Consider the following 16,173-nt stretch of genomic DNA (forward strand, 5'->3'; position numbering starts at 1 on the left):
AACGTGTCTCAATATACCGCTCAATCTCTTGAAGTTTTATCTGGTTTAGATCCAGTACGTCGTCGCCCGGGCATGTATACCGACACCACACGTCCAAACCATTTGGCGCAAGAAGTTATTGATAATGCGGTGGATGAAGCACTTGCAGGGCATGCCAATAAAATTACCGTAAAAGTCTATAAAGATGGCTCTTTGTCGGTAGAAGACAATGGCCGTGGTATGCCTGTCGATATTCACCCAGAATACGGGCAAAGCGGGATTGAAATTATTCTGACCAAGCTGCATGCAGGCGGTAAGTTCAGCACCGACAACTACCAATTTTCGGGTGGTTTGCACGGGGTCGGTATTTCTGTAGTGAATGCCTTGTCCAGTCGGGTTGAAGTGACCGTACAGCGTCAGGGCAACCTGTATAAAATGGCTTTTGATCAGGGCGAAGCTGCTGCACCTTTAGAAGTCTTGGAAGGCAAAGCCCCAAAACGTGCTTCGGGTACGTTGGTACATTTCTGGCCTGAAGCTAAATATTTCGATTCACCTAAATTTGCGCTAAAAGCCTTAAAACACAATTTAAAAGCCAAAGCGGTACTGGCTGCAGGTTTAGAAATTCATTACATTGATGAAATTAACGATGAAAAAATTGTCTGGCAGTTTGAAAATGGTCTAGTCGACTATTTGATGGATGAGCTGGAAGATCGAGAGATTGTACCTGCCCCTGCTTTTGTGGCGACAGGTGAGGCAGAGCGTGCCAGTGCAGAGTTTGCAATTTGCTGGAATGTAGAAGGCGGCGAGCAAATTCAAGAAAGTTATGTCAACTTGATTCCGACTGCGCAAGGCGGTACGCATGTCAATGGACTACGTTCTGGTGTGACCGATGCGTTACGTGAGTTCTGTGAATTACGCAATTTATTGCCGCGTAATTTAAAGCTATCTGCCGAAGATGTTTGGGATGGGGTCAACTACATTTTATCGTTAAAGTTCCAAGAACCGCAGTTTTCAGGGCAGACCAAAGAGCGTTTATCGAGCCGTGAAGCGGCAAGCATTATGCAGAATATTGCCAAAGATGCCTTTGCCTTGTGGTTAAACCAAAACTCTGACATTGCCATGCAGCTGGCAGAAATGGCAATTTCCAAAGCTGGTCGTCGTTTAAAAGCAGCGAAAAAAGTAGAACGTAAAAAAATTGTTTCAGGCCCAGCCTTGCCAGGTAAATTGGCAGATTGCGTGGGACAAACCCGTGAAGAATCGGAACTGTTTATTGTCGAAGGTGATTCCGCAGGTGGTTCTGCCAAACAAGCACGTGATAAAAACTTTCAGGCGATCATGCCAATTCGCGGAAAAATTTTAAATACGTGGGAAGTATCTTCGGACGAGGTTTTGGGTTCGCAGGAAGTACACGATATTGCAATTGCGATTGGGGTTGACCCGGGCAGTGATGATTTATCTGAATTGCGTTATGGTAAGGTTTGTATTTTGGCTGATGCCGACTCGGATGGTTTACACATTGCCACTTTGCTGTGTGCCTTGTTCGTGAAGCATTTCCCAAGCTTGGTGGAAGATGGGCATTTATATGTCGCCATGCCGCCATTATTCCGTATTGATGACGGTAAAGATGTGCATTATGCGCTGGATGAAGATGAGTTAGAAAACACGCTGAAAAAAGCCAAAACCAAAAATCCGCAAATTACCCGATTTAAAGGTTTGGGTGAAATGAATGCCAGTCAGTTACGTGAAACCACGATGGATCCAAATACACGCCGTTTGGTGCAACTCGATTTGGATGATAGTCATTTTACCGCAGGTTTATTGGATAAATTGCTGGCTAAAAAACGCTCTGCAGACCGTAAAGTGTGGTTAGAGCAAAAAGGTAATTTAGCCGATTTGGCGGTTTAAGCTGATTTAATTTAGAAAAAGCATTCATTATTTCAAAAAAGTAATGGATGCTTTTTATTGTAATTTTGATTGGTGTTTATAATTCAATATTTTCAGGCCATAAAAAATATCCACCATATTGACTGGTTTTAAATTCTGCACCTACGTCTTTGCCTTGTTGAGTGAGTATGTGCTTTCCAGCATCATTGATATTTAATAAGCCTTTTTCGGTAAAATGAGCCAACAATTCATTGGTTTTCATTTTATGTTTTGCTGCAAGTTTAGATGATGTTAATTTACCAACATTATTGTCATTGGTTTCTTCAACAGATTCATTGGTTGGTTCGGCTTTCACTTCATCTAAACTAATTCTAACTTCATCACTAATACGAATAATACGTTGCGCTTCTTCATAAGCATCTTTAAAGACATCTTGATCTTCATATTTGCGAATCAAAATGCCCATTTCGTTATTATTAATTTGGCTAAATTCATAAAGATTTAGACTAGAAATAATACATTCAGATTCATTGAGATAGCATTTAGCATGTAAGTTTTTACAAAAACTGAGCCGAACAAAATCAAGTTTTTGCATCCATTTTATTTCATCAGGATGTAAATCGCTTTTTCCATAAACGATTCGAATATCAATTTTGAGTCGATCTTTATCTTCAAGTAATTCTTTAATACGATCATTTAAACGTAAATATGGGCTAATTAAAATTAACCTTTCTTTGGCATTTTTTATCAGTTCTTCTAAGAAAAAATTGGTCGCGCTCGTATTTAAAAACTTAGCCATTTAACCCTCCTCATCGTGTCTAAATTATTATGTTTCGAGTATAGCGAATTTACTTAGGTAATGATTTGATGATTAAAAATATTCTAAAACTGAGGCGAAAAAAATGGAGCATCTTGTGCTCCATTTTTTTATTGATCCTTAACTAAAGAACCAATATACAAATAATGAAATAATAAATACGCACATGACGTTCAACACCATGCCCACACTCATCATTTCACTTTGTTTAATTTGACCTGTACCAAATACAATCGCATTTGGTGGCGTTGCCACAGGTAACATAAAGGCACACGATGCACCAATACCAATAATCACCACTAAAATTTCTTTTGGAATACCCATTTGGTCTGCAATTGCAGCAAATACAGGAACCAATAACGCAGCAGACGCTGTATTACTGGTAAATTCAGTTAAGAAAATAATGAAGATGGTCACCGCAAAAATCACTACCAATGGCGAAGTATCACCAAAGGTATTGGCAAGGGTTTGACCCAATACCAAAGATGCGCCTGAATCTTTTAAGATCGCACTGAGGGTTAAACCACCACCGAACAGTAATAACACGCCCCAATCGGTATTTTCAGCCACTTGCTTCCAAGACGCAGTACCTAGCATAACCACTAAACATGCAGCAGTTAATGCAGTCCATGTATCGGGTTGGCTAATACCAAAGGTTTCGCTAAGTTTCTTGCCGAAAATCCACGCCACTGCAGTACATACGAATAAAATCATCGTTGCAACACGGGTTTTGGTCCAAGGAATTATTTCAGTTTCAAAATGAATTTTTTGATTTAAATTTGGACGCAATACCAAATATAAGCTGACCAACATTGCTGGTAGCAAAATCAGCATCATTGGTAAACCAATTTTCATCCAGTCAGCAAAGTCATAGTCTAACGCTTTGGCTGCAATAGCGTTTGGTGGCGAACCTACCAACGTACCCAAACCACCTAAACTGGCAGAGTAGGCAATCCCCAATAAAATGAAAACGAAGGTTTTACGCTCTTTAGTGGCATCGAGGTGTGATAACAAACCCAGCGCCAACGGTAACATCATCGCCGCCGTGGCTGTGTTGGAAATCCACATCGACAACGCAGCAGTGACAATAAAAATAGATAAAACCGAAATCCCCAAGTGACCGCCCGACATGGAAATAATCCACATCGCAATTTTACGATCCAGTTTCTGAATGTGCAGTGCAGTCGCTAAAGCAAAACCACCAAAGAACAGGAAAATAACAGGATCGGCAAAAGTCGCCAATGCCTTGCTGGTGCTAATTGGCTCAAGCACTTTGCTGGCATTTTCTACAGGCATGCCCAAAATTACGGCAAGCACCGGCACCAAAAGCGCGGTAATGGTAATGTGTACAGCTTCGGTGAGCCATAAAATACCAATAAAAAGCAACAGACTTAGACCCTTATTTGCATTTTCATCATAGGGCAAGACATTGTATAAACCGAAAGAGAGCAGGGCTGCAATTGCAACAATCACCCAGGTCTTGATCAGTTCTTTTCGCTTAATATTGGCTGGCACTTCTATATGGTTATTTTCCATAGAAGTTCACTCCGTCAAAAGGAATTAAAAGAAAAGAGGGAAGATTGGTCGATGCAAACGACCGAAGCAGTCTGAATAGACTGTTTTTTAAGCTGGTCTTAATTATAGGTGTAAATAATTATTTAAGCCAAAAAAAATCTAAATAATTTTCCATTTGTTATGTTTATTGGTCTGATTTATATCAATAAAGCAGGTGATGTTTGGATGATGAATAATCCTTGAGCAATCGCGTAAAGTGCCATAAAACCCAATAACGTAAATACAATCTGCTTAAATAATGTCTGGGAAATTTGTTTACGAATCAGACTGCCGATATACACCATCAGCATAGAGATGATACAAATCAGGGCTAAAACTTTTAATTGTATGTGGCTAAACTGTTGAATTACTGGATATAAAACTGCCAATTGAATGAGTTTGGAAATAATAAAGTTTAAGTTGCTAATCACCACAATATCGGTTTTGCTGTGTTGAGTGCTGAGTAAATACATCATTAGAAATGGTGCCATGGCATTGGTCGCACCACCAATCACACCTGCCAGCAAACCAAAAATCAGCATATTTTTGAGTGAGGCAGAAATTTGCAAAGGACGTTGTCGAAATTGATCGGCCACGTACAATAAAATCAGTACGCCCATTGCCAATTTTAAATAACCTTCGTTCAGAATGAGCAGCAAACTGACGCCCAAATAGCTGCCAATCAGCGCACTGAAGATTAAACCCCAATATTTTTTGCAGTAGCCATATAAACTGCTGAATATAGATTGTGTGGCATCGCCCCGCAGCATGTAGATATTGAGAAGCAAACAGGGAATCAGAACCAAAGCAACCGCAGTACTGAGTGGATATAACATCGCCACCGCAGCCGTACTGAGCATAGGAAAACCAAAACCGCTCATGCCATGCAAAATTGCAGCAATCGCACAAAACATCAGAATAATGAAATCGGTTTTTTGCATGTTGTGGGGGTTCACATTGCTTTTTATTTGAAATTTAACTCAATGTAGCGGAGTTTTGCACCAAGTACAAATGGGTTGCGTGGTGGTGTGCAATGTATAACGATTGAAAATTATTTTAACGACCAATAAAAAAGCAAGACTGAAGTCTTGCTTTTTTGAATAGCCATGAGGCTGGCTTAGAAGTGGTATTTGACCAATGCGCTAACATTGTGTTCGTCTAAACCTTTAATGGTGTATTTGTTGTTCCAAACAGAATGTTCAATACCCACGTATAGTTTGGTATCTGGTGAAATGTGTTTGCCCACATTCCATTTATATTGAGATGTCCAGTTCAATTCGCTGGCATGGTCATCTTCTGCCGTAGACCAGTCTAGGAAAGCATCGGCCAAGAACTCTTCTGAACCAATTTTAAATGGAACAGCATAATTGATGGTCATTTGATAATCATCTTCTTGGTCATCATTTTCTACTTTATAGAAGTTTACATTTGCATATTGGGTATATGGAATGTCTAAAGCAAATCCAATACCGTATAGGTAATTGTTAAAGCCTTCACCACCCTCCCAAGTCGTTGCAATTAAAACGTCTTTAATTGGACCAAAGGCAAGTTTTTGACCAGAAACAGCACCCAAACTTAAACGTGGAGCAACTTCAAAGTAAGTTTCATTACCACTAAGATCATTATTGGTGCGGTCAGCAAAGGCAAAGAAGTCACCGTATTTTAAACCAGCAGCGTATTCAGCTGTAATTGTGGTTTGCTCTAAATCATCAACCATGTTAATTGGATGAGCATAGTTTTCACCATAAAGACCAGTTAAGCTAAAATCTTGCCAAATCGGTGCAGCTTGCGTAAAAGTTGCAGCAGTGGAGAGAGCGCATAGCGCAGCAATGTGTGTAAATTTCATGAAATAAGACCCCCAATAAAAGCGTTACAAGGATACAGATTCCTTAGCAAAAATAAAGCAAAATTCGATTATTGACGGGTCATTTTTGGGTGTTTTTTATCAGTTTTTTGTTTGAGTGTTTTTTAAGCAATTTGAAAACAATGGTCAAAATGCAAAGCAAAATATTGCAGGTGTGATTAAATCCTTTAAAAGCATCAAGTTGCTTATAAGCAATAGATTGAACATTATGCTGCCACTCAAATTGATCGCTTATTGAACATCTAAGCTGAAATTGGTGATAAAAGGGTTATTCTTTTGCTGCTTTTCTATAAATATCGCTTGCATATTTTTTAGATAGGCCCGATATTCAAGGTATAGGGACACGGTTCTGCAGACTTAAAAGTGTTCATCATTCAAACGGGAGGAAGTTATTCCAAACTAAGTTGAAGATGTACTTTATGCTGTAAAAACAGTACATTATAAACACGCTAAAACGTATATGTATAAAATTATATGTAAGATTTTGGCACAACAAGATTCAGAAATAACGAACGCAAGAGGATGAAATCATGAATATTGAAATCCGTACCGATAAAAACATTCAAAACAGTGATCGATTAATTAGTTACGTTCGTGAAGAACTGAATAATGAATTCCAACGCCACAGTGAGCGTATTACCCATTTTTCAGTACATTTTAGTGATGAAAATGGGGAAAAAGGCGGTGATGATGACATCCGTTGCATGATTGAAGCCCGTCCAGCAGGTTTAAAACCAGTGGTTGTAAATCATCGTGGTCACAACATTGATACTGCAATTCATGGTGCGATTGACCGTTTAAAACGCAGCCTAGAACATGCGTTTGAGAAAAATGAGAATCCTCGTGGTGCTCGCCCAGAATTTGTAGATACAGATGTTGGTGGCGACGACGAATAAGGATCAGACAGATTCCAAGAGCCTCGCAAATTTTGCGGGGCTTTTTTGTGTTTGCATGCAGCCAATGCACTAAATTCACGATTTGCTGACATTTATCTCATACAAATGTCGCTTTATTGGGCATAATAGTTCTAAATTAAACATTGAATAAGAGAGCTCTCTGCATGTTAACTGCGCAACAACAAGTCTTGGTGCAAGCAATAGAAGAATTAGACCTTGCCCAAGTGCAACGCCTATTGGCAGACGGTTTAGACCCTAACTTTATGGATGCCGAAAAAGGCCCTGTAATTTCAGTCTGGTCTGACGGTTTATTTCAATGGTGGGAAAAAATTTGTGAAGCTTATGAGGCGGGTCAGCCATTAAGTGATCAGCAAAAACAACAAGATTTACAAGTCCATTTAGATATTTTAGAAGCCTTGATTCAAGCCAAAGTGAATTTGCATTTATGGGATGCCGAAGAAGTCTACGGCCCACTTTGGGATGCTGCGAGTGCTGCATGTGCACCTGCCGTACAACGTCTGTTAGATGAAAAAGTTGATCCAAATACCAAAGATGAAGACGGTTTAACTATTTTATCTTCAATCAGTGATTTATTGTTTGATTGTGATTTTGATGAAATTCAATGGTCTGATGCTTTGCCAGAAGAACAACAGACTTTAGAATTGTTGCGTCGCCATGGCGCAAAAATGAGCAAAGAATTGGCCTAACCGCAGAGATAAAAATATGTCAGCATTAAAAACAGTTGGAATTCTGGTGGCAGCAGCGATCAGCATGCAGGTTGGAGCAACCGCTTTTGAATTTGATCGTCCTGGTGCAGGAATGAGCACAGGCATCACCCCTGAAGGAAAATTGGCTTGGGAACAAGCTTTGCCAAGTGCAAGTTATCAGGAAAGCAACAATGCTTTGGGTGAAAAAGTTAAAACCACTCGCCTCAATGCTGACATGCTGTTACGTACAGGTTTGGCGCAAGATTTAGAGTTGCAATTGGGCTGGCAAGGTCCTGCATGGAGCAAAAGCAAAACCGCAGGTCAATCAGTTGAAGAGGATGGTTTAGGCGATGTCAGCATTGGCCTAAAACAAGCGATTGATTTAAATGACGATAAATTGTCGATGGCGGTATTGTTAGAAGCGTTAATTGCCACAGGCAATGACGGTTTTACTGAACATGACGATATTTACAGTTTAAGCACAGCGGTGAGCTATCAATATAGCGACTTATTAAAAACGGGCATCACTATGCGTTATGCGGTGCAAAATAGTGATTGGGCGGCAACTGCGATTCCAAATATTCAATACCGTTTAAATGATCAATGGTCGGGTTTTTCTGAGTTGGTGTATCGCAAAGCAGAAAGTCAGGACTATGAATATGGTTTGGGTTCAGGGCTGATTTATACACTGAATGAGCGGACCCAACTCGATGCCAGTGTTGGTGTAGATTTAGACGGTGCAGATAAAAGTTACCGTGCAGGTTTAGGGATGTCGTTCCTGTTTTAAGTGAACAGCACTTAAACAACAACTCAAAATGTAGCGCGTGTAAACAGTGATTTCACGCGCTGCATTTATTCAATAACAACAAAGTGTATGCGGAGGCAGCTAAAACAAGATGACACCGCCTTTTTTTCAGCCGAGTGCAGCACAGTTAAATGCAGTGATTCGAGGCGTGGCTTATCATCTGAGTCACTATTTGCATAAAGCTGTGCGTATTTTATTGTTGGGTTGGCTGTTGCTGTTCAGTTTGAATGTGCAGGCAGAAACGCCATTACTTCCGCCTGAAAAAGCCTTTCAGTTTAGTGTTGAATCTGTAGATTCGCATCAGGCAGAACTGCGCTGGAACATGCCTGAACAGTATTATTTGTATCAGCATCAATTTAAGGTTGAGCATGGACAGCAAATACTGGCTTTAGAGTTGCCTCCCGCAGAAGATGTTTATGATGAAAATTATGGACACACTCAAGTTTATTATCGGCAGGTGAGTTTTAAAATTCCCACCCAAGCTGCGCAGCACTATCAAGTGACTTGGCAAGGGTGCGCCCAAGATCGGATTTGTTATCCACCGCAGCGTATAGAATTCCAGACCGATAACACAGGTTTGGTCATTTTAGAAAATCAAAGTGCATCACAAAAAAGTATTTGGGCTGGGCAAAGTAGTTCCACTCGTGAAGGATTTTCAACTGCACCTGCCAATTCTCCAACTGATTTGCAGACAAGCCCTGAAGCTGCACAACCTATAACGGCACAAGATCAGCAGTGGTCTGAAAAACTGGCACAAAGCTCGTTGGCCTATGGCTTGCTATTATTTTTTGGATTGGGGCTGCTGCTGGCTTTTACCCCGTGTTCTTTGCCGATGTTGCCCATTTTGACCTCCCTATTGGTACGTGAACACAAAGGCATCAAAGCATGGATGATTGCACTGGTCTTTGTCTGCAGTATGGCCATGGTCTATGCGCTGTTGGGATTAATTGCGTCATCAGCAGGTTTGAATTTTCAGCGTTGGTTGCAGCAGCCTGCAACCTTAATTGCCTTTAGCCTGTTATTTGTGCTGTTTGCTTTAAACCTATTTGGTTTGTTTGAAATCAAGTTACCACGTGCTTGGGTCAATCGACTCGATCAGGCGCAATCTATGCAAAAGGGCGGTAATTTAGCTGGTGCTGCGCTAATGGGCATGTTATCTGCCTTGTTGGTTGGGCCGTGTATGACTGCGCCGTTAGCAGGGGCATTATTGTTTATTTCCCAAACCCAAAGTCAGATACAGGGTGCGTTACTACTATTTACACTCGGTTTTGGCATGGGTACGCCGTTATTGTTGGCCAGTGTGCTTGGGGCAAAAGTATTGCCGCGAGCAGGTTTGTGGATGCATCAAGTCAAAGTGCTGTTTGCCTTTATTATGTTGGCATTGGCATTGTATTTTATTCGTCCGTTATTGGGTGAAGCATGGATGCAATGGCTTAGTTTGGCACTTGGAGTGGGTTTTGTCAGCTATGTGCTGCATCGTTTGAGTGGCTATCATGGTACGCTGCGGGCGATTTATCTGAGTGCGTTATTGGTGGTGGTGCCGTATCTGATTTATAACCAATATCAACACAGCCAGCGTTTTTGGCAGCAGGAAAACGATGCGGTTTTAGAATGGCACCGTGCAACGACTGCAACGGAATTACAACAGTTGCTTGCCCAAGCTCCGAAAAATCAGCGCATGATTATAGATGTCTATGCCGATTGGTGTGTGGCGTGCCGTCCGATTGAACAGCAGGTATTGACATCCTCCACCGTGAAACAGGCACTTGCAGAATTTTATTTAATTAAACTCGATTTAAGCCATTACGATGCCAGTCATCAAGCCTTGTTGAATCAATGGGAAATTTTAGGGCCACCTACCTTTTTATTTTTGGATGCACAACAACAAGAAATTCGCAGTCTGCGTTTAACAGGTGCATTTAACGAGAGCACTTTGTTAAATCAACTGCAGCAACTTCAAACCACACAGGAGTCATCGCCATGATGCAGCTGTATATTGCCAATAAAAATTATTCGAGCTGGTCGATGCGCCCGTGGTTGGTACTGAAGGCGTTTGACTTGGCTTTTGAAGAAATACAACTGAACTTTCCCTGCGAGCGTGGCGAGGGCGATTTTAAACAACGTGTCCTAGAAATTAACCCCAATGGTAAAGTGCCTGCCTTATTAGATCAGGGCATGTTGATTTGGGATTCTCTCGCCATTTGCGAATACTTGGCAGAGCAATATCCTGAACAGGCACTTTGGCCACGTGATGCACAGCAACGCGCTTGGGCGCGTAGCATCAGCGCAGAAATGCACAGCGGTTTTACCGATTTACGCAGTTTATGCGGCATGAATATTCGCGCTAATTTAGCAGAGGTGGGTGCAAAGTTATGGCAAGAACATGCAGGTTTGAGGCAGGATGTGGCTCGCATTGAACAGATTTGGGCAACACGCCCAATTGTAGGTGGCTTTTTATGTGGTGAATTCAGCATTGCCGATGCCTTTTATGCCCCTGTGGTGACACGTTTTATGACTTATGCTTTGCCCGTGAGCGCAGAAAGTCAGCAGTATATGCAACTGGTGATGCAGCATCCCGCTATGCAGGCTTGGATGCAAGCAGCTTTACAAGAGCCAATGTGGGTCAATTATTTGGAACCTTATCAAAGCCAAGTCTGAATGGAGTAGTCGTGTAAATTTGGAGTAGCTATTGCATAACCAAAGTGGGTTGTGGCGCAGCGATCTTGCCAATTTTGTTCCAAAAATAAAACAGAGTGTCTTAATTCTCCAGATTATTCAATTTAGCGCAAAGATTAAAATAGCGTTATTGAATGAATAAAGAATTGAGATGCAGCCATGAAAATTTTACATATCGACTCCAGTATTTTAGGTGAAAATTCAGTTTCACGTCAGTTGAGTCAGGCCATTGTGCAACAACTGACTGCGAAACATGCCCATGCGCAGGTCGATTATTTAGATTTGGCACAGCAACCGATTCCGCATTTAACTGCCGAAATTTTAATGGGCCAAGATGTAGAACAAGCCGCTTTGGGTGAAAAAATTATCCAGCAATATATAGATGCCGATGTCGTGGTCGTGGGTGCAGCCATGTATAACTTTGGTTTGACTTCTACCTTGAAAGCATGGATTGACCGCATTAGTGTGGCAGGCAAAACCTTTAAATATACTGAGCAAGGCCCTGTGGGCTTGGCGGGTGAGAAAACAGCGTATATCGCCAGTAGCCGTGGTGGTGTCTACGGTGATAACAGCCCTGCAGATTTTCAGGAAGATTTTCTAAAAACCATCTTCAATTTTACAGGCGTGAATGATGTGCAAGTGATTCGTGCGGAAGGCGTGAGTATGTCTGAATTTAAAGATCAGGCCGTTACTAAGGCCTTGCAACAAATTCAGGCAATTTAAGCTGTATTTTTCCCAACAAAAAAGCTCAGTACATTAAAGGTGCTAAGCTTTTTTATTGTCAGTTTTATTGAAAACTCCGTGTACGCGCATAGAGCAGCAATGACGCCATCAACTGTTTTAGCTTAATTTCAAATTTAGCTTTGATCTTGCAGATGAGCAAATTCAGCCAAATCTGCCAAAGCTTGCTTGGCTTCATCAAACCATGGCGAAAACATTTGGAAATTGTGCCACATGCCGGTGTAGAGTTTGTAATGTACTTCTACCCCTGCTTGTTCAGCTTTTTCTTTAAAACGGGCTGCATCGTCCAGCAAAATTTCTTTAGAGCCAACTTGTACCAAAATAGGGGGCAAGTCGTGTAAATCATCAAATAAGGGTGAAATTTGTGGCGCAGCACGATCCAGTTCAGACGGTACATAATAATCAATGCCTGTTTCCAGTGTTTCAATCGAGAGCAGGGCATCATGCTTGCTGTTATAACGCAAGGATTCACTGGTGAGGGTTAAATCTAAAAATGGTGACAGCAGCATTAAGCCACTCACTTGCGGCAATTGCTCATCACGTATTTTTAAAGCTAGCGCCAACGCTAAATTTGCACCGCAAGAATCTCCTGACAAAATAATATCTTTGGCGTGTATACCTTGCGCCAACAGACTTTGATAGACATCAAACACGGCTTCCAAAGCATGTGGAAAAGGATGCTCAGGTGCAAGCGGATAATCGACATGAATCACTTGCATTTGGGTGCGTGCCGCAACTTGACTCAAAAATGCTCGATGGGTATTTAACGAACCCAGAAAAAAAGCCCCGCCATGAATATGAAAAATGAGCTGTGTTGCAGCATTCTGTGGTTTTAATTCTTCGGCATGCAGACCTGCTAAACGCAGCGCGCGTACCTGCACCGACTTTTGCATGGGAAATAAACGGCACATTTGTTCTAGTGCAAAACGTACAGAATTGGGGGGTAAATTAAATTGGCTTGGTTTGCGAATGGTGGTTTTTAAAAACTGCTCTGTAATAATTTGTTTCCACATGAGGTTAATCTTCATGATTTTTCCATCTTGTTCTTTATTTGATCGGATATTTGTGTATTTACCAACATAATTTACAAGGGTACACTAAACGGTCACATTCAAAAATTGCAAATTTGTTGTGACTTTTTAATAATAAAGTTGTCTGATAGTAGACCAGGGAAACAAAACAATGAAAAAAATTGCACTTGCATTCGGGCTGTTAGGTTTAAGCGCTTTGGCCAATGCTGCAGATCCGCTTAACGGCACAGTTTGGAAAACAATTGACGACAAAACCAAACAACCCAAAGCCACGGTAAGATTTACTGAGCAAAAAAATGGAACTTTAACCGCAAGCATTCAGTCAATTTTAACGCCTGGTGAAGAAAATGCCTGTACAAAATGTGAAGGTCCGTATCACAACAAATCACTCAAAGGTTTGACCATTGTTCGCGGTCTGAAAAATACAGGCGGCACGAGCTACGATGGTGGTTCAATTCTTGACCCGCAAACAGGTAAAACCTACAAGCTAAAAGGTAAACTTGCCGATGGTGGTAAGAAACTGGAATTGCGTGGTTTCATTGGTGTAGCGGCATTGGGTCGTAACCAAACATGGATTCGTGCGAACTAAGCATGTATTCCACCTGTGCAGTTGAAATCATATTGCACAGGATATAAAAAAACCTGCTCCATGTGAGCAGGTTTTTTATTGGTATTTTTTTAAACTTAACCTAAAGCACGATAAGCCGCTTCATCAAAACCCGCAATAAAGCCTGATTCAGTTTTTAAGACAGGACGTTTAATTAAACTGGTGTGAGTGCAAAGTGCTTCAATTAAGTTGGCTTCACTGGCCAAAGCAGCTTGCTGTTCTGCTTCGCTGAGTTTGCGCCAAGTGGTGCCTTTTTTATTCAGTACTACATCTTGCCCAAGCGCATCTAACCAACTTTTGACAGTGTCGGCATCGATCCCTTGTTTTTTATAATCGTGAAACTCATAACTTAGCCCCAATTCATTGAGTAAATCGAAGGCTTTTTTCATTGAATTGCAGTTCTTAATCCCATAAATTTTTAACATATTTTTTTCACGTTAATATCATCAAACTGGCTATAGCCTAGCCCAAAACAGCGCTAAGTGCTAGAAACTTGCAGTGAACAATGATTGGCTGTTTAAATGGTATGTGTCATCAATACGTCATACCGATGTCACCAAATTGACACTTGATCGCTCTAAAATGGGACGCATAAACAGAAAAAAATGAAAAACTTGATAAGAACAGACTTTAGTGAAAATAAAAAATACAGTGAAGAACAACAGTAACAGCGCAAAACAGAAAATAAGATGATAAAAAGAGAAAACCCGCATTTAATCATCCTGATTATGCGGGTCTCATTTTAACGTCCATTGTTACATCCTTGAAACTAACCAAAACCAGTTAGTTTATTTTCCATCCTTCGGCTTCCAATCCTTTTGTGTCATCCTGACTGTCCCTTTGCCGTGATGCAATAATGCGCTGAATCGACTTGAAGATAAATACACAAAGTCGACAGATTATGTGCGAATTGAACCTCAGTTGAGTGAACAATTGTTCACTCATATAGGCTGTGAAATTTGTGTGAATATTAGATCTTATAATCAATAATCACAGGGGCATGGTCACTAAACCATTCGTCTTTATACACCCAAGCATTGACAGTGCGTGCTTTCCAATCGGGTGAGCAAGCATGATAATCAATCCGCCAACCAACGTTCTTGGCACGGGCTTGCCCGCGATTTGACCACCAAGAATACAGCTCCGCTTCATGGCGCACTTCACGGAAGGTATCAACATAGCCCAAATCATTGTAAATATGATCTAACCATGCACGTTCATGCGGCAAACAACCTGAAGACTTTTGGTTGCCCGACCAGTTTTTAATATCAATGCGCTTATGCACGATGTTGTAATCGCCACAGACAATGATCGATTTATTGTCTTCACGCCACTGTTTTAGAATTTTTTGATACTCTTCTAAAAAGTGATCTTTCCGCATTTGGGCTTCTTCACCTGAAGAGCCAGAAGGCAAATACAGTGAACAGATGTAAATTGGGTGATCCAGTCCTACATCAAATTCAGCACTGATAAAGCGACCCTGAGAATCGGCCAATTCAAAGCCTAAACCATTTTGCACAGAAACAAACGGCAAACGGCTATAAATAGCTGTCCCTGCGTAGCCTGCGCGTTCTGCAGGGAAAAGATGCGTGTGCCAGCCTTCTGGCTTAAATTTATCGGTCCATTGGGCGTGTGTGATGCGGCTTTCCTGCATGCAAATCACGTCTGCTTCAGACTTTTCCAACCATTCGAGTAAGCCTTTGCTTACCGATGAACGCAACCCATTGACGTTAATTGAAACCACTCGAAGAATTTTTTGATCACTCGGATAGCTACTCTTTGGTATCATGCTCAGGTCTTACCTCAATGTATTAATTTGGAGCACCTCATGACATCGCCAGCTCAATTTAACCCGCAAGCTTTTATCGAACTCGCCTTATCACGTGGTGTGCTTAAATTTGGTGAGTTTACTTTAAAATCGGGTCGTGTGAGTCCTTATTTTTTTAACGCAGGTTTGTTGAATGATGGCGAAGCTTTATCGCTATTGGCTTCGGGCTATGCAGATCAACTCATGCAATGCAAAAATGTAGATGTTATATTCGGGCCTGCCTATAAAGGTATTCCATTTGTGGCAGCTACAGCAGTGGCTTTATCGCAAAATCATGGCGTAAGTGTGCCGTGGGGGTTTAACCGTAAAGAAGCCAAAGATCATGGCGAAGGCGGTGTGTTGGTGGGTGCTGCGGTTGAGGGCAAAAAAGTTTGGATTATTGATGATGTGATTACTGCGGGTACGGCTATTCGTGAAGTGGTGACTATTTTGAAAAATGCAGGCGCACAAATTGCGGGCGTATTGGTGGCTTTAGACCGTCAAGAAAAAGGTCAGGGCGATTTGTCTGCTATTCAGGAAGTGCAAAAAGAGTTGGAAATTCCTGTGCATGCTTTAATTACCATGAAAGATTTAATGAATTATTTGGATGCTAAAGGTGAAAAAGATGCCTTGGCGAAAATGGAAGCGTACCGTGTGAAGTATGGGATTTAAGTTGTTTTGGAGAAGGAAGCGAGAGCTTCCTTTTCGCTTTTATTCAGTTTGATTTTTAATAATATAATGAAATGTAATAAATAATAAAAAAGCCCGACTGAGGGGTGAGACAAATTTTGTATTTTTAAATCAC

Annotated in this window: 16 protein-coding genes; 9 read left to right on the plus strand and 7 right to left on the minus strand. The window is 41.2% G+C overall.

Going from position 1 to position 16,173, the window contains the following annotated elements; all coding sequences use genetic code 11:
- Positions 1–3: 3 nt before the first annotated feature.
- Entirely contained in the window at positions 4–1,884 is a 1,881-nt protein-coding gene (parE, locus tag VF675_RS04445) for a DNA topoisomerase IV subunit B (RefSeq protein ID WP_004974183.1), read from the plus strand.
- Positions 1,885–1,960: 76 nt separating this feature from the next.
- Here parE and VF675_RS04450 read toward each other — a convergent pair whose 3' ends face one another.
- The 4 genes from VF675_RS04450 to VF675_RS04465 all read right to left on the minus strand — a co-directional run bounded on the left by VF675_RS04450 (position 1,961) and on the right by VF675_RS04465 (position 6,080).
- Positions 1,961–2,662: a phospholipase D family protein gene (locus tag VF675_RS04450; RefSeq protein WP_004974184.1), complete on the minus strand. Its 702-nt coding sequence runs from the start codon at positions 2,660–2,662 to the stop codon at positions 1,961–1,963.
- Between the two features lie 138 nt (positions 2,663–2,800).
- Positions 2,801–4,216 carry an SLC13 family permease gene (locus tag VF675_RS04455; RefSeq protein ID WP_440204838.1) on the minus strand — a complete coding sequence of 472 codons (1,416 nt, stop codon included), beginning with the start codon at positions 4,214–4,216 and terminating at the stop codon, positions 2,801–2,803.
- Between the two features lie 176 nt (positions 4,217–4,392).
- Positions 4,393–5,175, minus strand: a complete 783-nt coding sequence (locus VF675_RS04460; RefSeq protein ID WP_096901625.1) for a sulfite exporter TauE/SafE family protein — start codon at positions 5,173–5,175, stop codon at positions 4,393–4,395.
- 176 nt (positions 5,176–5,351) lie between these two features.
- On the minus strand, positions 5,352–6,080 hold the full coding sequence (locus VF675_RS04465; RefSeq protein WP_440204839.1) for an outer membrane protein OmpK: 729 nt from the start codon (positions 6,078–6,080) through the stop codon (positions 5,352–5,354).
- A 548-nt stretch (positions 6,081–6,628) separates the two neighbouring features.
- Between VF675_RS04465 and VF675_RS04470 the strand changes: the two genes are divergently transcribed.
- The 6 genes from VF675_RS04470 to VF675_RS04495 all read left to right on the plus strand — a co-directional run bounded on the left by VF675_RS04470 (position 6,629) and on the right by VF675_RS04495 (position 11,905).
- A complete protein-coding gene (locus tag VF675_RS04470) occupies positions 6,629–6,994 on the plus strand; it encodes an HPF/RaiA family ribosome-associated protein (RefSeq protein WP_004974190.1) in 366 nt (121 codons plus the stop codon).
- A gap of 164 nt (positions 6,995–7,158) precedes the next feature.
- A complete protein-coding gene (locus tag VF675_RS04475; protein WP_440204840.1) occupies positions 7,159–7,701 on the plus strand; it encodes an ankyrin repeat domain-containing protein in 543 nt (180 codons plus the stop codon).
- Positions 7,702–7,717: 16 nt separating this feature from the next.
- Entirely contained in the window at positions 7,718–8,488 is a 771-nt protein-coding gene (locus VF675_RS04480) for a transporter (RefSeq protein WP_440204841.1), read from the plus strand.
- A 109-nt stretch (positions 8,489–8,597) separates the two neighbouring features.
- Positions 8,598–10,490 carry a protein-disulfide reductase DsbD gene (gene dsbD, locus VF675_RS04485; RefSeq protein ID WP_440204842.1) on the plus strand — a complete coding sequence of 631 codons (1,893 nt, stop codon included), beginning with the start codon at positions 8,598–8,600 and terminating at the stop codon, positions 10,488–10,490.
- Positions 10,487–11,164 (plus strand): glutathione S-transferase family protein, encoded by a 678-nt coding sequence (locus VF675_RS04490; protein ID WP_440204843.1) that lies wholly within the window; start codon positions 10,487–10,489, stop codon positions 11,162–11,164. Before dsbD ends, VF675_RS04490 begins: the two co-directional genes overlap by 4 nt.
- A gap of 177 nt (positions 11,165–11,341) precedes the next feature.
- The gene (locus tag VF675_RS04495; RefSeq protein WP_440204844.1) at positions 11,342–11,905 is read left to right on the plus strand and encodes an FMN-dependent NADH-azoreductase; all 564 of its coding nucleotides are present in this window, start codon (positions 11,342–11,344) and stop codon (positions 11,903–11,905) included.
- Between the two features lie 134 nt (positions 11,906–12,039).
- Here the strand turns inward: VF675_RS04495 and VF675_RS04500 are convergent, their stop codons facing one another.
- Positions 12,040–12,951, minus strand: a complete 912-nt coding sequence (locus tag VF675_RS04500; protein WP_440204845.1) for an alpha/beta hydrolase — start codon at positions 12,949–12,951, stop codon at positions 12,040–12,042.
- Positions 12,952–13,105: 154 nt separating this feature from the next.
- On the opposite strand from VF675_RS04500, the gene VF675_RS04505 reads away from it, so the two are divergent.
- Entirely contained in the window at positions 13,106–13,543 is a 438-nt protein-coding gene (locus VF675_RS04505) for a DUF2147 domain-containing protein (protein WP_004974208.1), read from the plus strand.
- Between the two features lie 95 nt (positions 13,544–13,638).
- On the opposite strand, the gene VF675_RS04510 is transcribed toward VF675_RS04505, so the two are convergent.
- Both VF675_RS04510 and VF675_RS04515 read right to left on the minus strand, forming a co-directional pair.
- A complete protein-coding gene (locus tag VF675_RS04510) occupies positions 13,639–13,986 on the minus strand; it encodes a Spx/MgsR family RNA polymerase-binding regulatory protein (RefSeq protein WP_026438350.1) in 348 nt (115 codons plus the stop codon).
- Between the two features lie 545 nt (positions 13,987–14,531).
- On the minus strand, positions 14,532–15,350 hold the full coding sequence (locus tag VF675_RS04515; RefSeq protein WP_179988755.1) for an exodeoxyribonuclease III: 819 nt from the start codon (positions 15,348–15,350) through the stop codon (positions 14,532–14,534).
- Positions 15,351–15,389: 39 nt separating this feature from the next.
- Between VF675_RS04515 and pyrE the strand changes: the two genes are divergently transcribed.
- Entirely contained in the window at positions 15,390–16,040 is a 651-nt protein-coding gene (pyrE, locus tag VF675_RS04520; protein ID WP_096901637.1) for an orotate phosphoribosyltransferase, read from the plus strand.
- Positions 16,041–16,173: the final 133 nt, after the last annotated feature.

The sequence above is a fragment of the Acinetobacter sp. Lyrl_1 genome (assembly GCF_051948795.1).
In the GTDB taxonomy this organism is placed as follows: Bacteria; Pseudomonadota; Gammaproteobacteria; order Pseudomonadales; family Moraxellaceae; genus Acinetobacter; species Acinetobacter towneri.